General features: G+C 33.8%; 16 protein-coding genes and 2 pseudogenes. 5 read left to right on the top strand and 13 right to left on the bottom strand.

Annotated features, from left to right (window positions below; genetic code table 11):
* Nucleotides 1–173 precede the first annotated feature (173 nt).
* A complete protein-coding gene (locus C9J31_RS11340; protein WP_107951717.1) occupies nt 174–1,328 on the top strand; it encodes a Ger(x)C family spore germination protein in 1,155 nt (384 codons plus the stop codon).
* 78 nt (nt 1,329–1,406) lie between these two features.
* Here C9J31_RS11340 and C9J31_RS11335 read toward each other — a convergent pair.
* From C9J31_RS11335 to C9J31_RS11310, 6 genes are all read right to left on the bottom strand, one after another.
* A protein-coding gene (locus C9J31_RS11335) for an IS3 family transposase (RefSeq protein WP_211634920.1) occupies nt 1,407–2,737 on the bottom strand; the annotation gives its coding sequence in 2 pieces (ribosomal slippage) (nt 1,407–2,359 and nt 2,359–2,737; 1,332 coding nt in all).
* 280 nt (nt 2,738–3,017) lie between these two features.
* Complete coding sequence (locus C9J31_RS11330; RefSeq protein ID WP_193767095.1) at nt 3,018–3,173, bottom strand: hypothetical protein; 156 nt, start codon at nt 3,171–3,173, stop codon at nt 3,018–3,020.
* Nucleotides 3,174–3,371: 198 nt separating this feature from the next.
* Nucleotides 3,372–3,875, bottom strand: coding sequence for a MepB family protein (locus tag C9J31_RS11325; RefSeq protein WP_107950317.1), 504 nt, complete (start codon nt 3,873–3,875; stop codon nt 3,372–3,374).
* Between the two features lie 556 nt (nt 3,876–4,431).
* Entirely contained in the window at nt 4,432–4,788 is a 357-nt protein-coding gene (locus tag C9J31_RS11320; protein ID WP_235616269.1) for a YhjD family protein, read from the bottom strand.
* Nucleotides 4,775–5,116 (bottom strand): YolD-like family protein, encoded by a 342-nt coding sequence (locus C9J31_RS11315; protein WP_107950319.1) that lies wholly within the window; start codon nt 5,114–5,116, stop codon nt 4,775–4,777. Before C9J31_RS11315 ends, C9J31_RS11320 begins: the two co-directional genes overlap by 14 nt.
* Before the next feature lie 12 nt (nt 5,117–5,128).
* The gene (locus C9J31_RS11310) at nt 5,129–5,905 is read right to left on the bottom strand and encodes a DinB/UmuC family translesion DNA polymerase (protein WP_244854916.1); all 777 of its coding nucleotides are present in this window, start codon (nt 5,903–5,905) and stop codon (nt 5,129–5,131) included.
* 89 nt (nt 5,906–5,994) lie between these two features.
* On the opposite strand from C9J31_RS11310, the gene C9J31_RS11305 reads away from it, so the two are divergent.
* Nucleotides 5,995–6,792: a hypothetical protein gene (locus tag C9J31_RS11305; protein ID WP_107950320.1), complete on the top strand. Its 798-nt coding sequence runs from the start codon at nt 5,995–5,997 to the stop codon at nt 6,790–6,792.
* Between the two features lie 865 nt (nt 6,793–7,657).
* Nucleotides 7,658–7,981 carry a helix-turn-helix domain-containing protein gene (locus tag C9J31_RS11300; protein WP_107950322.1) on the top strand — a complete coding sequence of 108 codons (324 nt, stop codon included), beginning with the start codon at nt 7,658–7,660 and terminating at the stop codon, nt 7,979–7,981.
* A gap of 14 nt (nt 7,982–7,995) precedes the next feature.
* On the opposite strand, the gene C9J31_RS24260 is transcribed toward C9J31_RS11300, so the two are convergent.
* On the bottom strand, nt 7,996–8,196 hold the full coding sequence (locus tag C9J31_RS24260) for a hypothetical protein (RefSeq protein ID WP_425312823.1): 201 nt from the start codon (nt 8,194–8,196) through the stop codon (nt 7,996–7,998).
* 7 nt (nt 8,197–8,203) lie between these two features.
* Between C9J31_RS24260 and C9J31_RS11290 the strand changes: the two are divergent.
* Nucleotides 8,204–8,500 (top strand): annotated as a pseudogene (locus tag C9J31_RS11290) (transposase); the annotation flags it as partial.
* 121 nt (nt 8,501–8,621) lie between these two features.
* On the opposite strand, the pseudogene C9J31_RS11285 reads toward C9J31_RS11290, so the two are convergent.
* From C9J31_RS11285 to C9J31_RS11260, 6 genes and pseudogenes are all read right to left on the bottom strand, one after another.
* A pseudogene (locus tag C9J31_RS11285) lies at nt 8,622–8,904 on the bottom strand (Tn3 family transposase); the annotation flags it as partial.
* Between the two features lie 653 nt (nt 8,905–9,557).
* Complete coding sequence (locus C9J31_RS11280) at nt 9,558–9,707, bottom strand: hypothetical protein (protein WP_193767096.1); 150 nt, start codon at nt 9,705–9,707, stop codon at nt 9,558–9,560.
* A gap of 87 nt (nt 9,708–9,794) precedes the next feature.
* Nucleotides 9,795–10,898, bottom strand: coding sequence for a response regulator (locus C9J31_RS11275; protein WP_107950324.1), 1,104 nt, complete (start codon nt 10,896–10,898; stop codon nt 9,795–9,797).
* Nucleotides 10,895–13,957 (bottom strand): ATP-binding protein, encoded by a 3,063-nt coding sequence (locus C9J31_RS11270; RefSeq protein WP_107950442.1) that lies wholly within the window; start codon nt 13,955–13,957, stop codon nt 10,895–10,897. Before C9J31_RS11270 ends, C9J31_RS11275 begins: the two co-directional genes overlap by 4 nt.
* A 215-nt stretch (nt 13,958–14,172) precedes the next feature.
* Entirely contained in the window at nt 14,173–14,331 is a 159-nt protein-coding gene (locus tag C9J31_RS11265) for a hypothetical protein (protein ID WP_193767097.1), read from the bottom strand.
* A 517-nt stretch (nt 14,332–14,848) separates the two neighbouring features.
* Entirely contained in the window at nt 14,849–15,325 is a 477-nt protein-coding gene (locus C9J31_RS11260) for an NUDIX hydrolase (RefSeq protein WP_107950326.1), read from the bottom strand.
* Nucleotides 15,326–16,192: 867 nt separating this feature from the next.
* Here C9J31_RS11260 and speD point away from each other — a divergent pair.
* On the top strand, nt 16,193–17,698 hold the full coding sequence (gene speD / locus C9J31_RS11255) for an adenosylmethionine decarboxylase (RefSeq protein ID WP_107950327.1): 1,506 nt from the start codon (nt 16,193–16,195) through the stop codon (nt 17,696–17,698).
* The last annotated feature ends 389 nt before the right edge of the window (nt 17,699–18,087 follow it).

The following is an 18,087-nucleotide window of genomic DNA, read 5'->3' as shown; positions in this document are numbered from 1 at the left end:
TATATTCATATGTCCGCTCTTTCATTCCGTAATTCTTTACAAGGCATTATTCTTTTCCCTTTTCTAGAGAAATTTTTATTTACACATAATCCTCTCATTTTTTGTCTAAGCTTAAAATGTACCAATTAAGCAATCGCTCCTCATACAACGAACTTCTAAAAGTAGGGAAAAAAATGAAGAAAAAAATTTTATTAATTATAAGTTTATCAGCAACACTTCTTCTTTCTGGATGTTGGGATGTATCAGAACCACAAAGAATGTATTACATTCTTGGAGTCGGTATTGATTTCAAGGATGATGAATATGAAATATTCATGCAAATTATCGACTTTTCAAACGTTGCTAAATCTGAGCAACCAAATCCAAATCCAACACAGGCTGAGATAGGACGTGCGAAAGGTAAAACGATGGAGGAAGCTTTTTTTAAATTATATCGTTCCATCGATCAAAAAGTATTTTGGGGACATATGACCTACCTTATTTTATCGGAAGAGGCCATGAAAAGTGAGCATGCTATACCAATTATCGATAGCTTTTTACGTCATCGGGAAACAAGATATCAAATTTGGGCTTATTGCACACAGGAATCCATTGAAGAAATTCTCTTAGTAACACCCATTATAAATAAGTCACTAACTGCATCCAAACTGAGTAATCCACTCACTTCAGGTGCACAAGAGTCATTTATTGAACCCATCAATTTACGAAAATCTATCATTGGTTTGAATGAACCAAGCCATGAAATTAGTATTCCTTTAGTGACGATTAATAAAAATTGGCAGACTACAGACCAGTCGGCCGAAGAAACTGCCTTGACAGGTGTCGGCATACTTTCAAAAGATGGTTTTAAAGGCTTTATTAAAGGGGAAGCTGCGAAAGGTTTGCAATGGATGCAGGAGAAAAAGAGCCGAGGGGCAGTAACCTTTAAATTAGAAGATGGTGAAGATCACTTAACAGTAGATTTAGTAGAAATAAACCTAGACGTTGAACCAATTGTAAAAAATAATCAGGTTAAGTTTGAAATAGATATTACTTTTGATGCCACAATTAATGGCTTTAAAGGAAAAGTTACTTCAGATGAAATAAGAAAAAATATTATAGCAGAGGTTAAAAAAAACATAAAAACAGCCTATGAAGAGGGTTTAAAATTAGATGTCGACATTTATCGTTTTTCAGAATATTTATATCGAAAAGACATAAAAGCGTGGAAGAAATTGGAGAATAACGGCAAAATACCATTAGACGAAGATTCAATTAGTAAACTAGACATTCAGGTAAATAAAGTTAATCCTGGACGAAAAACATTTGCTGAAACAATTGAAGAGTAACTATAAAAAGACCGAGTACTTGTGGAAATGAACTGAACCCTATAAAGTAGACAGTTTAATAAAAGACCATTCTCTACATTAAACAGCGATTAGATGACTTCGGTATGCTGCCGGAGTCATTTTTTTTAATGTCCATTGCTTTCTTGTATTGTTGTAGTGCTCCATATAATTATCTACCATATATTCTAATTCTGCTAAGCTTTCAGCTTCTTTATAGTCTATTTCATCTTTAAAATGCCCAAAGAATGATTCCATTGGCGAATTATCTAGGCAGTTTCCTCGGCGAGACATTGACTGAAGTAATCCCATTTCTTTGACGCATTTTTGAAATGCTGGGTGTGTATAATGAAAACCTTGATCTGAATGAATCATCGCTTCTGGATGTAAATTGTCATTGATATGCTCTTCTAATTTCTTTAGCGTACGATAAACAAACTCCATGCGTAAACTTGTCGATACGTCATATGCAACGATTTCTCGTGTTGCAACATCCTTTATACACGATAAATACGCTGTTTGTCCGCCACGGTATTGTAAATACGTAATATCTGTTAAAAACACTTTGCCTGGCTCTGTTTGATGAAAATCACGATTTAGATGATTAGGTACTTGACGATGGATTTCTGTAGCTTTGGCAAGATTTCGATAAGGGTTTGCACGTCTTACTTTCGAATATAGATTGAATTTACGCATTAATCGTAGAATTTTTTTATGATTCATCGGGACTTCAAGTAGTTCTTCTAGTGCCATGTAAAGTCCTCGATAACCCACTTTTCCTTTTGACGCATCATAAATCTTTTTTAATAGGACGTAGTCCTGAAAATCTGCTTCTTCACGTATCGCTTGTTTCTCACTATTTTGGAGCCATTTATAATAACCACTGGGGCTTACATTTGCCAAATAACATAAATAACGTGTCATATTTTTCAACTGATACAGTCGAATGGTATCATTAATTGCTTGATACTTTTCCCTTGGCATTAAAATTGCCGTTTCTTTGCCTGCCTTTCCATCTCGTCTAGCTTTTTTAACAGTGTTAATTCAGCTTCAAGTAAACGAATACGTACCTCTGCTTTTTCTAATTTCTTTTCAGCCGATAGGTTTTCTTTCTTTGGTCGACCAGAACCTCCTTTTCCGCGTCTTTCCTCCGAAAATGCTTGTTCTCCATGAGTTTTAAAAGATGCTCTCCATCGTTTAATCGATGATCTTGCTTTTTCCACACCAATCACTTCTAAATCAAATCCGTTTTCTTTAAAGATTTGTACTGGTCCCTTTCCAGCTAGATTTTCTTTGACCGCAAAAATTTTAAATTCCGGTGTATATTGAATAGAACGATCTGATACAGATGCTACAAATCGATTTGCTTCTATTTGTCGTATTTGATATACGTTAAAAATGATTTTACTCATGCTAATTTCTCCCGTTCTTAATTTCGTATAGTTCAGTATAACGGGTTTTTTAGTGAAATGAACAAAAAAACCCGAATAGGGTCACTTTTTAAAGTGTCCACTATTCGGGGTTCAGTTCAAAATCTCAAGTATCCGGTCTTTTGATTTATTTCACAATAGACCTTTGTAGCTCTAATGATAAGTAATCGTCAATGCTGCTGAGTTGCTATGACATCTGCATGGCTATATCTTACCGTTATTCTATCCCTCATTCGTTTGATGTGACATACAAAAAAAGACATCACTTAGACGTCTTTAATGTTTTATCAATATCCTCAATTAAACGGTCTACTTGTTCCTTCGTAATTTTAATGACATATAATCCTTTATGCTCTTCGTTATGACGTCGCTTCTGGTGTTTGGGATATTGATAATCGAATGACGTATCTTTTTCCATAAAATCACCTCTTAAAGCTATATTCAATATAAAGTATAACAAACTTTCAATAAAAAGGAAATTAACTATACATATTTTCACCCGGACGAACAGCTCATTACGTGTCGTTAATGCTAGATTTTTTCTACCCTTCGGTGATAACAAACTAATACTATCATTTCGGCTTATAACCGTTTTTTAACTGTATGTGTTATTTTTTTACGAATATAGTTCCACTACTCGTTGATGATTCACTTTAGTCTTATCAGTTATATCTATAAAGTATGGTATTTGCCATTTTTGAGTAGTTATTGCTTGCTTATTTGTTGGTTTATCCCAGCTAGGATAGACTCTGATAGCCATCTTACCTTTCTTTTCATCCGTTTGTAGAATACCTTTTTTCAACAGAAGTTCTTTTGGAAAAACAAACTGACCGACCCTATTACCATTAAAGGTTGTGATAACTAATAAGTCTGGGAAGTCTCTATATTGATAGGGCTGATTTTTATGACTGCGATCTTTCTCCCAAAAAGCTACGAATTGGCCAATTTTAGTGGGCGTTATTTTGGCAACCCTAAAGCGAATCGATTTCAAATTTAACTGGAACTTTCCTGCTCCATATTGTGAGTTTTGCTGTTCTTCTTGAATATTTTCAATTATTAGGTTATTTGGTTCGTATATTTTATTATTAATAAAAGTTACAGCATTATAAAATGTGTTCATGATTTCTTTCTTCCTTGTTAACTGTAATTTGTATTTTCTTTGTCTAGTATTAGCTAGCCTTGTTATTAAATTGTTGTTACGGTGTTCTTAAAGATGGTGAGGTTTTTGCTAACTGTTGAGCCTCCTTTGGGCGAGATGGAGGAAATCACCTAAATTTGAAGCAACCTTTGTCAGTTGTCTTTTTAACATTGTACTACTAAGGACAATTTCTTTATATAAACAACAATTAAAAAGGTCACTTCCATTTAGAAAGTGACCCAAAACAGGAGAGTTTTTTGTAAGGCTAGATTAGCTTTACACTACTATTATTATGCGCTGAAAGCTATTTTTGACTAGTCATTTGTCTGTAAAGTAGATTTAAAAATAAAAAAACTAACATTTTGTTATATACAATTAGAAGTGAGTTCATAAAAATGAATTTACTTTCAGGCATTTTATCTATACTACCCGCCTTACTTCTATTGTTGCTCATGTTCACATACAATGCAATACTATATGTCTTTTATTGTTTATTCTTTTGCGTCATATTACTACTATTTTCGTAGCGGAAGACCACTCATGTGAGTGGCTTTTTTATATGACTAAAAAGTAGTTGTTCCACTTCTGTTTTTAAAGCTTGGTTGGCATAGCGTAACCATTCATCATTACCTGCCGTGGCAACTTGAATATCGCTAAAATATTCATTTATTCGATGCCAACCGACTACACGTATTTGTTGACTTGCAAGCTGTCGTTTCAGGCTAAATGAGTCTTTCCGTAAATCCTTTAGTAAGGAATCCAGTAAAGGTAAATAGACGGTTTTCATTTTTAAGTGCTCTATCGTTTTATAATCTTGTTGAAGTGATCTTACAGCTAAATCCAGTAGCAGAAACTGATGCAGTAATTGTCTTTGTTCACTGTTAATCACAACCATCATCCTCTAAACGTGCAGCGTGGATATATGCTAAGGGGATATGTTTCATTTTTGTGTTTGTTTCGAGTATTAGCTCTTGAGCATCCTGGTTTAAAGATGCAATTGTTCCAGTCCACTGCAAATACCTAGAGCCTTCCCACACCGTTAAAGTAATGATCTTATGTTGACATACAGCACAATCTATTGTTTGTTGTAATTCTTCTAGTTCCCATTCTGTAAGTTCACGCGATGCCTCAGCAAAATCCTCTTGTTTCCATTCTCTAATGAGCTGCACATGCTCAGGTAACATCATTGCTGTCCATTTCATCGTACCTCTATCACGTATCATTCAAACACTCCCCTATGCCAAATGGCCACCTACTAAACGATTTCTTTTAATAGCTGTACCTACATTTGTGTAAGATACAGCACGTAATAAGGCATTAGCACCAAACTTATTGCGTATAGCATCCATTGTGTGCCCTATTACTTGTCGTTGCGCTTTTCGTTCATCAAATAAATCCAATTGAATGCTCTTTTCTGGTTCTAGATTGGTTAGGCGAACTGATAATTGACGGGCTGGCTCACCAGCAAAGTACTGATCTAATAAATCCAAACACACGTTATACATGACAAGTGTCTCACCAGTCGGTACATGAATGGTTTTTGAACGGTGAAAACCTTTCGTCATCGCATTACGACTGTAGGATAACCCTAAAGTGATCGTGCGGCCAACATAACCAGCTTCACGCGTTCGTTTCATAATATCTTCACACATTTCAAGTAGCACTACGGCTATATCCTTTCGAGTGTGATAATCCTTCATCAACATCTGCCCTTTGCCAAAGCTTAAAGCTGAATTTGTCACTAAAGGCTCTCCAAATGTAGACAGGTCTATCCCCCATGCATGGTGATATAATTGATTTCCCATAATACCAAAACGTTTTTCTAACTCTTTTAAATTGGCTTGCGCTAAGCCACCCACTGTTAAAATACCCATCGCATTTAAATTTGCCTCCATTTGTTTACCAATCCCCCACATTTCAGACAATGGTCGAACAGACCAGAGTTTTTGAGGAATATCCTCATAAGCCCATTTAGCAAAACCAGATTTTTTAGCATCGAGATCTAATGCCAAGAGTACCAAATACTGTACATAAATATGTGTACATAACCCGCTCTTAATGATAGAATATTCAAAAAATAACTTCATTAGGGGCATTGATAATGGAACATGTACCTTTTAAACCAAAAGAATTTGATAATAGTATTTATCGATTTTGTTTAGGCAGCGCACTTGTTAAAAATAATAACAGGGCTACTCCTACTCACAGAAAACACGCTTTAATTTTACTTAAAAATACATCTTCAGATATATCAATAGTGCACCCATTAACTGCCTTCATTTTTTGGAAATGGAAGTATAAAAGTTACAACACACAGCGACTACAAGCTACTCATCTTTGTCAATTCTTAAACTATATCCTCATAACTCATCAAAGTAATTTTAAATTGAAATCATTACAAGATCTAAAGTTTAAGCATGCAACATATTTCCTAAATGATTTATTAAAGGACAAACGAACAAATGCTACTGTAAAAAATATTGAAAGGACTCTATTACAGTTTTATAAATTCTTAGCAGTGAAAAAATGCTCAAGACCATTTTCAATTGACGACTTTACCAAAACTAATAATCCTAATGAGAATAAAAATCATACAGTTTCTCCATTTAAAGTTAGATATTCAAATAGGTCTTCAAATGCTAGATACACTGATATGAAAGTCATTGAGCATACTCTTCCTATAAAATATATCCTTCCATTTCTTAGGACGAGCATTCATACAGCCCCTCCCATTGCACTGGCCATATACTTTTCAATATTTGGGGGGCTTAGGATTGGGGAGGTTGTTAATATAACGCTAAAAGATATTACACCTTATGGAGATATATATGGAAAAGGAGGAATCAAATTATCACTAAATTCACGCTCTCTTAGAAATCTATCGTTGAATATCCTCTAGGAACTTTTGCAGAGTTGATAATGAATCTTAAACATAGTGTTCAGGATACGAGTCCCGCCGATTCAAGTTATTTTTGAGTGTTCATGTAAATGTTCAATGTATTTTTTCAATGTGGGTTCGTTTTAAATGCTTTAAGTACGTTCATGTTGGTTCCATTGAAAATATAAATGTAATAAATTTTTGCAAGCATCTTCGATAATGTTGTGCTGAACTCCAGGAAAAATTATTTTTACAATGAAAGCGTTGTTTTACATACTTTTTTATATACCCTCGTATTTTATTATCTATCTTTGAAAATGGAGGAAATACTGAATTGTGCTTTTGTTGTAATCAACCCCATATCTATTATGTAATATTCGAACGTCCCAACTGTCTTTCTCCCATTCTTCTCGTTCATCAGTGTATAGGAATAAAAGATTATAAACTCTTCTTAAAAAACTTGCTACTGATGTCTTAGCTTATCTTTCATAATCAGCCCAATTCTTTGTATTAATATGAGTTTTATTTCCTTTCTCATTCAACCAAAACCAATACTCTCGTTCAACTTCTTCAATATTCAAATCCAACAAAGATATACAATTCATCAAACAAATGTAAACATATTTCACCTCTAATTGATAGAAGGAGTGTTCAATGTAAAATTAAAATTCTTACTTGTGGCTTTAATCGTCGAGGAAGCAAACGTTCCATTTAGGTAGAACCAATAAAACGTGAATTCCGTACGCTAAGCAAATTTCCACATTGAAAAAGCCGATTTCCAGCACGCTAAGGGCGCACTGACCTAAAAATATGAGACAAATAAAAACACCTTTCGTTGAAAAACGGGTATTGAATACCAAACAATCAACGTGGAGGTGTTTTTTCTATGGGTACAAGAGTAAGTTATCCAATTGAGATAAAAATGAAAGCGATTGAAATGAGGTTAGCTGGTGTACCAGTGAAGGAAGTGCTTGAGCAATTAAATATTAAAAATCACACGCAACTAAAAGTGTGGATGAAATGGTATCGTGAAGGAGAGCATCAACGATTACAACAACCGGTTGGGAAACAATATTCATTTGGTAAAGGTCCTGAATACGATACAGAAGAGGCACGTTTACAAGCTGAAATTCGTTTCTTAAAACAACAAATTGAAGTACTAAAAAAGTACAAAGCACTGGAGAGGAAGTGGTTGGACAAGCATTCGTAGACCTCGTAGAAGAATTAAAAGGAACAATGTCTATTCAAACCATTTGTGCACATATGGGCGTGGCGAGAGCGACCTATTACCGTTGGCGAAACCTCAGGTAGCTGTTTCAATTGAGCGAGCGTATCTAAGATAAACGATGTATCTTGTGTACCACCGACTGTATAGGCAATGATTTCACCGTTGTATAAATCCATGATGCTTGAAAGATATAACATCAATATCATTCTGCATAGCGATCAGGGCTCTGTGTATACGTCATATGACTATCAAGCAGCAGTAAAAGAAAAAGGAATTACCATGAGCATGTCCCGCAAAGGCACGCCCGCTGATAATTCCCCAATCGAAACGTTTCACTCCTCGCTAAAGTCCGAAACGTTCTACCTCGACGGAATACACAGCACGTCTAATGCTTGTGTGATTCGAATCGTCGAAGAATATATACACTATTATAACAATATCCGTATCCAAACGAAACTAAACAACCAGTCACCGGTAAAATACCGTCAACTGGCAGTTTAAAAGGTGTTTTCTTACTGTCTCAAAAAAGGTAGTCAGTGCCGGAATAATCGGCTTTTTACTGTTAATTTGTTTGTTGTGATCGAAGGGATGCTATAGGTGCAATTTCTTTCTTATTAAATCGTTATTCTCCTAGGAAATAAATATGTTCCCACCCTAATGGAGAAATATGTTTTAATAGATCTTCATCAATTTTTTTCTTTTTTCTTCAAAACTTTTATTGCTTCGCTTAAATAAACCGTATTCCATACACTAATCGCATTAATTAAAAGGTTTAGTGCCCTACTTCTTTGAAACTGATCCTGTAGCGCTCGTTCTCGTAATTCACCAAAGAAAATTGCTCGAGCTAGTGCATTCGTATCCTCTCCTTTATTTAATCCTCGTTGGATATGCCTACGCATTGTTTTTTTGAAAGATAACACTCGCGTCGCATTATAATAACTTAAATAAAACCCTACTAATATCTTTTTACTTAAAGCTACTTTTAAAATGACTTATATTATGATTAAAGAGGTGACTAATGAATCAAGAAAAACGGTTGATTATGTGAACTAAAGATTTAAATAACAGATACTTTTTCGCCATCCACAAAAATTACTTGATTATCAGTAATTGGCAACAATTCAATCTTATTGTGGTATTTTTTATTAATTGTTCTATTCCTCATCCCAGATAGTCATTTTGTAAGTGTGGCACGGGATAAAAATTAATTTCCTTTAAGTGTTAAACCCTTTAAACGATACTGTTCTTAGTGAGCCTTTGTTAGTTTTCTCTAGATACTGAACCTTACAATTCAAACTTGCTACTAACCACGTCATATTGCAGTCTACCTTTGTTGTAATTTGTTTAGCTATTTGCGAAAAGCTTCCTTTTCTTCGGGTTTGAATCCAAATTCAACGTTAGCAAGTGGCTTGTATTTTCCATCGCTAATTGTTTTCCTACCAGTATTGTAAAAGGTTTTTCTTTATAACCTTATTTTAACCAATCATGTGATCGGTGATTTATTCAAACCTCCGTTTAGTTCAATAGTAAAGTTCTTCAAACAATGGAACTTTTGGGTCTATTCCATAACAATGAATAAGCATAGAGTGTAATCGCCCTCTGTGATATAAATATGAGCTGCAATCTCTAACAACCATTCATATCGTGAGTATGTAACACCCCAAAAAGAAGTAACTTCCTCTTGAAGTTCAACTTCTGTGAAATTCATAAAATTTACCTTCTAAAAACTGATGATTTTTTATCAATGCTTCTTTAATCTCATTTATATTGAGGAATGCAAAGATTTAAGTTCGGCCTAAACACGAATCATATAGTCATTATAGATGCTAACAATTCTCTCCGGTACAGAAATACCAATTTCTGATAATTTATTTTGTATCCCTTCATAGCATTTTACACAATCTTGTTTTTTGTTTTGTTCAATTAAAAACTTCAGTAGTAAAAACATATAGTTTTCATTAAATTCATCTAGCGCTAGCATTTTTTGTAAGCAATTTAATTTTAACAATGAGTTAATGGAGGTAGTATTTGTAATATACATTTCAAGTACATGCAATACACTTTGCTTTAAGCGAAGTTGTGTTTGAATTACCCAGGGATACTCGACTTCTTCTAAAAAATCACCCTCGTAGTAATTTAATAGTTGTTGTATAGATGGTTCATCAAGTCTTTGATAATCTAGCAAATGAAGAAGTTCATCAAAATCACTATCAATTTTTATATTTAATTGATAATGATTATTGATCAATTGTATTGGAACTTTAAAGCCTTTTTCCTTTAGAAGCTTCCTTAATTGATAAATAGACGTATGTAAATTACTTGCTGCCTTCTCAAATTCTAAGTCTGGCCATAGCTCCTCTATTATGACAACATTTAAAATAGGTTTTTTTTGGTGAAACCATAAATATAAAAAAAGCTCACGTACTTTTCTTGTCCGCCATTTTATCACCGTTTGCTGAGCATCAAGTAAATAAAAGCTACCTAATGTATGTGCATATAAGAGATGTTCTTTTTCTTTTGTTACATTTTCTTGTAATTGCAACTTCTGCTGTGCTTTTATCAACGCCTTAATAAGTCGTTTCTCATGAACAGGTTTTAACAAATAGTCAGTTGCCTCTATGTCAAATGCATCCACTGCAAATTGTGCATGTGCTGTTACAAATATTATTTGAATAGAAGGATTCCTTTTTAATTGTTTCGCAACCTGTATACCATGCACATCACTCATTTCTATATCTAAAAAAACAACATCAATCGATTCCTTTTTAAGAAATTTCAGCGCATCATTTACATTTGTAAATGTTTCCCTTATAGAAATCTGAAACTGTGTAAGTCGATTTAATTTAAATCGTAAAACCTCAATAGCCATTTTTTCATCATCTATGATGATAATATTCATGCTCCATCACCCTCCGGCAATAGTATTAGAATAGTTGTTCCCTTTCCTTCTTCGCTATATAAACGAAGGCTTGCATTTTTCATTAATTTAAATTTCTTTAGTGGATTTGTAAAACCAATGCGCGAGCTTTCTTCATTCATTAATTGTTGTAACTGTGTAGCAGGTATACCAACTCCATCATCATATATTTTAATCCGAACAAATTGTCCCTCCCGCTGGACACTTACCTCAATTGTACCACCCTCTGGCTTTTTGGAAACACCATGAAAAACGGCATTTTCCACTAGAGGCTGCAGCGATAATGCTGGAATCATAAGTTGTATAGATTCATCAATATCATATTTGATAGTTAAACGATCACCAAAGCGTATCTTTTCAATATAAAGATATGCCTTTACAAGCTCTATTTCTTCTTCAATCAATATCATGTTGTTACGATAGTGCACATTGAGCTTTGCGCGGAAATATGTTGCTAAGGAGTATAATGCTTCCCTTGTATTATCCATATCCGTATAGCTCAAACCAATAATTGTATTGAGTGTATTATAGACAAAATGAGGTGTCACTTGTGAATATAAATGATTCATCTCAGCCTCAATTGCATCTATTGAGGCTTGTCGTACAGATGATAATGATTCGATTCGTAAAAGCAATTCATCTATATCTACAGGCTTTTGTAAATAATCATTAGCTCCTACCTGCAAGGTTAGTAGTAAATCAGAATGCTTCATAATAGCAGTTAAAACAATGATTGGTAATTCTAACATATCATAATGCTTGCGCACCTGCTTACATAATTCATAGCCCGACATCCCGTCCATCATTAAGTCGACAAGCATACAATTCACTTGGTTCGTTTTGATGTAGTCAACAGCGGCAAAACCATTATCAACACCAATCACTGTATATCCCTTTAAAGCCAACACATCTGCTAACACCTTTATATTGATATGATCATCATCTACAACAAGAATTTTTTTATCGTTACCTTTATGAATCAGAGGTAGCTCAAGCTGTAGTATTTCTGATGGAGTTTGTGTAATGATGGCAAGTGAATTATCTTTATCAGCTTGATCCTCTGCTGCAAGCGGCATTGTGAAGGTAAAGGTAGTTCCTTCCCCAAAAGTACTTTTTACATAAATTTCACCATTTAATTTATCTACAATATTTTTTGCAATGCTCAATCCTAACCCAAGACCATCCTTATGGTGAATATTTTTTACCTGATAAAATGCATTAAAGATACGCTCTAAATCCTGAGCAGGAATGCCTTTTCCAGTATCGCTTACTTCAATAACCATATGTTTCTGCTGTTGATAGGCAGTTACAGTAATTTCTCCAATTTCGGTATGTTGGATAGCGTTATGTAACAGATTGTACAATATCTGTTTAAAACGCAATTCATCTGTTAGCATGGGCGGCAATGTCAAATCTACTTCAACGAGTATTCGTACGTAACTATTAGCAGACATCACACTACGTATTTCTGTAACTACATCATTTATAATACTTATCGGTACAGTACGAGGTGAAACACGTAGTTCGCCTGACATATGATTGGATGAAAATAATAAATCTTCCACTAAATGTCCCAGGCGCTGTGTTATATTATGAATTAATATCACTTGCTCTTGTTGAATTCGCTTTAATGGCCCTTGTCCACCTTCCATTAATAATTTTGATAGATTTAAAATGCCATTTAAGGGTGTACGTAATTCATGGGATGTTTTCAATAAAAATTCATCCTTCATATGATTATGTGTTCGCAATTCTTCTGTTATCGCTTCTAGTTTCATAAAAGTAGCATTTGCACGGTAGTTTAATAATGAGGAAAAGCCTACTAATATACAAAAGAAAAGCACTGACTGACTATAATCAACCGGTATTTCTGTTAAAAAATTAACGATAATTAAGAACGCATAGCAACAAATCGCTACAAAGATAATTAATAGATAAGAAGCTCCCTCTAAATTCCGTAAAATAATACGAATTAAAATTAATGCGATATAGATAATTCCTGGTGTTACAAAAACTATATATGTAATCTGTAGAATAACCAAAGCTTGTTCAGTCACTTCACTATTATCGAGATAAAAAGGATTAGAAATACCATAGATCAAAAAAGTAAAAACTAGAAAAATAACAAATGTATAAACCACTTTCTTCTTTACCACTTGTGGATACATAGTATAAAGAAAAAGTATCAAACACATATTTACAAGTGGAACGATGCCGAGTTGTAAACGTATCTGATTATTAATCAATTCTATAGGAACAATCTGAAAGAAAATTTTCATATTAATAAAGGACAAATCAAAACCCATTAGTATCATAAACAACCCAAGAAACAATTCTTCTTTCCGTTTGCGATTTTGTCCATAGCTAATTAGATAGACAATACCAAAGACGATATGACCCATACTCGCAACTATATCATTCAATCTTTTTTGATCATAAAATTTCTGTACCTTTTCAGTTGTTCCAAATTCAATAGGATACACAATTCCTGAAGTTGGATACTGATTATAGCTAGCAACCTGTATTAAAATATCAAGTACTTGCTCCTTACTTTGCCCAATGACAATAAATTTATCATCATTCTCTGATTGAAACTCTGTAAAAGATGTACTTGGATTTCCTTTTCCCCCAACCTCTATACCATTAATAAACACTCGACTAGCTTTGTGTATATACCTAAAAAATAAACCATATTGTCTTTCTATTGGAACTTTTATGGAAACATGATATGTACCCACAATAGGGCCATCTTCATTAAACTCAAAATTCCCCTCCCATTTATCAGGAACTTTTAAAAATATCCGTTGATTTGTATAGTCATTTAATGACTGTTGAGGCGATAGCAGTAAATTTGGATAAAAGGACCACTCTCCATTAAGCTTAATAGTTCTATTATTTTCAAGTTGTTCACTAGACACAATCGCCATCCCTTGTTTTACAATCGGGGCATCATCTTTAAAAAAGTAATGTACATTCTCGATTATAAAAACAATGGCAAATAACATAATAATACTTATCATTATAAAAAAATTCTTTTTCATACTCATACTCATGCACCTGCCATTTGTTTATCTTAAGTAATATGTATTTTTCAATAAATCGCACTAAGTTATTATAATATTATTAATACTCTAAAGAAAATGGGGAAAGGTCAAAAGAAGCAACCTCCAAGAAAATCTCACAAGGTTGCCATATATATCACTTGCTAGAAAGAACGAAAAAAATACATCTCTTAAACAGTTCGAGCGCTACGGAATTACTTTAACCCTTCCTTTAATGAAGAGTTAGCATCAGTATTTACATTTACTAAATGCCCTGCAAGAAGATTTAATGCAACACCAGCAGTACTAGCACCATTTGCGGTAATTGGTGAATTATTAAGTGAGCGTTCCTGTAAGTCCTGTTGAAATACCAAAAGCCGTTTGCCCTGCAGTTTTAGTTCTACATAAATGACTCCTCTGTTTGTGGTGTTACATTCTGATGGTCGTCAGTTAGAATAGACAATCACTGTATCTCCTAAAATAATTTCCTATAAATGTACCAATTCATTTTGTAAGAGTTGGATTCCAAGTTCCTTCCGTAATGTTTTGCCTATTAATGATTATTCCATTAAATGAGGTTCGCTAAATATTGGCTCAATCGTGTCTTCTATCGTAATAAAGCCGTCATTATTTTCATTGTGAAGTGCTTTTTCATTTTATGTTATCCCCTTCACTAAATATCGGTTTCATAACTTTATATTTAGTTTATCAAGGGTGCCTGAACAAAATCTGAGCAGATCTTTTAAAATATCCATTTATTAAAAAAATCATTTTGTATTTACTGTATAAATCCTGTCTTAGCTTTCCGCTTAGCTGAGCGTATATTTTTGTAGTCTTACTCTTTTCATGACCCAGTAAATTTTGAATGACATTAATTAAAGCACCGTTAGATTAAGTATTTTCTTTCACAAACTTTTGCTTGGTTTTAATCCAATTTAATAACCTTTTGTTTAATTCCCATAACGCCGTTTTATTGCTATCCCATTTCAAAAGCGTTACTGCCTCTTCAAAACATAACCATTTGTAGTTGAGGTGCTCTTTTGATAAAGACATATCTTTTGTAGGAACTTTAACACCAAAAGAATATTCTTTTAATACATAAACATCTTCTCCCCAAAGAAAGTTCCCAACTACATTTACTACTGGTAGTGAAGACATAGAATCTAATTCAATATATGGATAATCTCTTGTAATACCAGCCTCTTCAAATGCTTCTCGTTTAGCTGATTCAATAGGAGTCTCACCCTCTTCTCCACCACCAGCTATTCCCTGCCAATATCCATAATCACTTCTCTTAAAAATTGCATATTCAATAGAATTGTCAGTGATTATATAAGGAAATACCAAAACTTGATAAGGTGCCCTCATTGCTTATCTCCTCCCAAAAATAATAAATTTGACCTTTCTTCAACCAACCTGCACCGTTAGTTAAGAGCAACAATAATTACGAAAACAGCCATTGAATAAGAACATCGATTATTTATATTTTAATCCATTACTTTTTCTAATATCTTATTTATAAATTCTGTTTTACCTAAAGTATAGGATTTTCAGTCTTTTACTGTATCTGCTAAATGCCTTTTTATAATAATATCTCTAGATTCTTTTGAAGGTGTTGCTTAACAATATGGCCCGTTTGTTGAACAAAATCTCATTATTAATAGCAGCTACTATTGTATCTGCTACATTTTCTACATAGCCTCTAGTTCGCCTCCATATAGCTCTTTCTTCATTTATACCTAAATAGACACTTATCCAGTACAAAAGGACCTTTCCATAAAGTTGGAAGGTATTGGTTATAAATATTATACTCGTTTATATAAATATAATACATAAAAGCATTTTTCTTTTATTTCAAATGCATAATAAAAGCCACACCTTGTTAGATATGACTTTGTAGTGTTGACGTCTCCGCTATTGTTAATGCCGGTTTTTTTACCTGTAAATATAACTTGTGAAATTACTATATCTATAATATAGTAATAATACTATTTTATTAAAGGGTGAACTTTTTGTTACTGTAGAATTCTAATCTAAATCAACGTTATAGCTTAATAATTTTGTTTAACAAAACCACCTTATATGGGTGTTATTTGTTGTGCAAAAAAAGTAAGATTAGAATTAGTTCGCTTCGTATAAACATTTAGCGCGACTAATTTTAGTCGCGCTATTTCTATTCGTTGGTTTAGACAATTTTAATTTTTTACTTATTAAAATTGAGAGGACGAATCTACAATGCAAAAACAATTACAACAAATTACAGCTGATATGCAGCTAGAAGAACATTATCATACATTAGAAAAAGCTCTACTTGCTTTATATTTCCATAAAAATTCCACAACTAAATCTTTAGCTCATACGACAGGCTTACCAATACCTATCGTTTCAGCAATGAAGAAAGAATTTGCTAAGAAAGGCTGGGGTAAACATAGCTTAACTAAAAAAGGCCAGCTCGCTATCTCGCAATATTTTCAACTCTCAGGTGCTGATGCTAAACTCTATCTTCAATTAACGACAGATGATGCATTTCGTACAGAATGGATTACACAAAATATAAGCGTATTAAGCACTATTTATGACGCTAGACCCACAGCTGACGTGGCAATTGATCAAGCAAAATGTACAGTTGAGACAGCCTTAAAACGTGCATTTCTCGCATTAGACTATACGATGCTACTCAATAAGCGCATTTTATGTTTAGGTGATGATGATTTTATCAGTATAGCATTAGCGTTTTTACTAAAGAAAATCGCTCCATATTCTAATACTAAAATTGTTGTGTTAGATATTGATAGACGAGTTTTAGGTACGATTAGCAAAATAGCTAAAGACTATGAGCTTCCGATTAAAACAGATTATTATAACGTTCAGGAGCCTTTGCCTAAAACATACGCCCATCAGTTTGATTGCGTATACACAGATACACCGTATACCTTGATTGGCGCACAGCTCTTTTTATCACGTGCAATTAACGCACTAAAACCAGAAGCAATGCGGCATGTGTTTTTTTCCTACGCTAAACGTAGCTATCAAAAGCAGTGGGAGCTACAGCAAAACTTACATGATATGGGCTTCGTCATTGACAGTATTCAATACGACATAAACACCTATGAAGGTGCACAGATTTTAGGTGCTACAAGCCAATTATTCGTATTACAAACAACAGAGCAAATGACTTCCTATATTCCTAATCAGCGTAAATTTACCCGACCAATTTACACAGGAGAAATTGAGCGAAAATCCGTTAATTATCAGTGTATCCATTGTCAGCACGTACTTACAGTCGGCGCTGGCTATCAATACAGAACGATTGCTCAACTTCAAGCTAGTGGTTGCCCGAAATGCAAAAGTAAAAAGTTTTCACAAATGAAGAGAACAGTACAAAAGATACAACCCCAGCATGCATTAGGACATCATATTTTATTAGAGTTGCACGATTGCAATGATGCATTGCTCAATGACGTACAACAAATTAAAAAGATTATGTGTCAAGCCGCTCATAAAGCAAAGGCAACGATTGTGACCGAACATTTCCATCATTTTTCACCTTACGGGGTTAGCGGTGTAGTCATTATTCAAGAATCACATTTAACGATTCATACTTGGCCAGAGTACGGTTATGCGGCAATAGATGTTTTCACTTGTAACAGTAAATTAGCTCTACAAGAAGCTGTTCAGTATATTACTGAGCAATTTAATGCAGGAAATGCCACACAGCATTACGTACATCGAGGTAAATAGATAATGGGTAATATAAACCCATAAAATGCAAAAAGAAAAAGAAGTTGTTTCTCTTTTTCTTATTTGCATTTTAAATAATTTACGTGTAACAACTCATTTGAGGAGTGGTAGTTTAAAACTTTCTATAATAACTACGGCATACGTGACTTTTACTCTAATACTGTTATATCAAGGTTTATATAGCATCTTAGCCAAATTGGTTAAGATGCTTTTTTCATCCTCAAAAAGTCGATTGGGTTAAATTTGGGTTAAAATTCTTTGCAATGAAAATAAATAAACACAAACGTCGACTGCTCTAATTGAACAATCGTGCCACTTAGTTTAAGAAGAACAGCGACGCTTATTAAACAATTGCGCCCGATTGTTGAAAAAGAAAATTAAACATTAAC

The organism is Lysinibacillus parviboronicapiens (assembly GCF_003049605.2).
Classification (GTDB): Bacteria; Bacillota; Bacilli; order Bacillales_A; family Planococcaceae; genus Lysinibacillus; species Lysinibacillus parviboronicapiens.
Note: the sequence above shows the minus strand (reverse complement) of the source record. Positions and strands in the feature narration are given on the sequence as shown.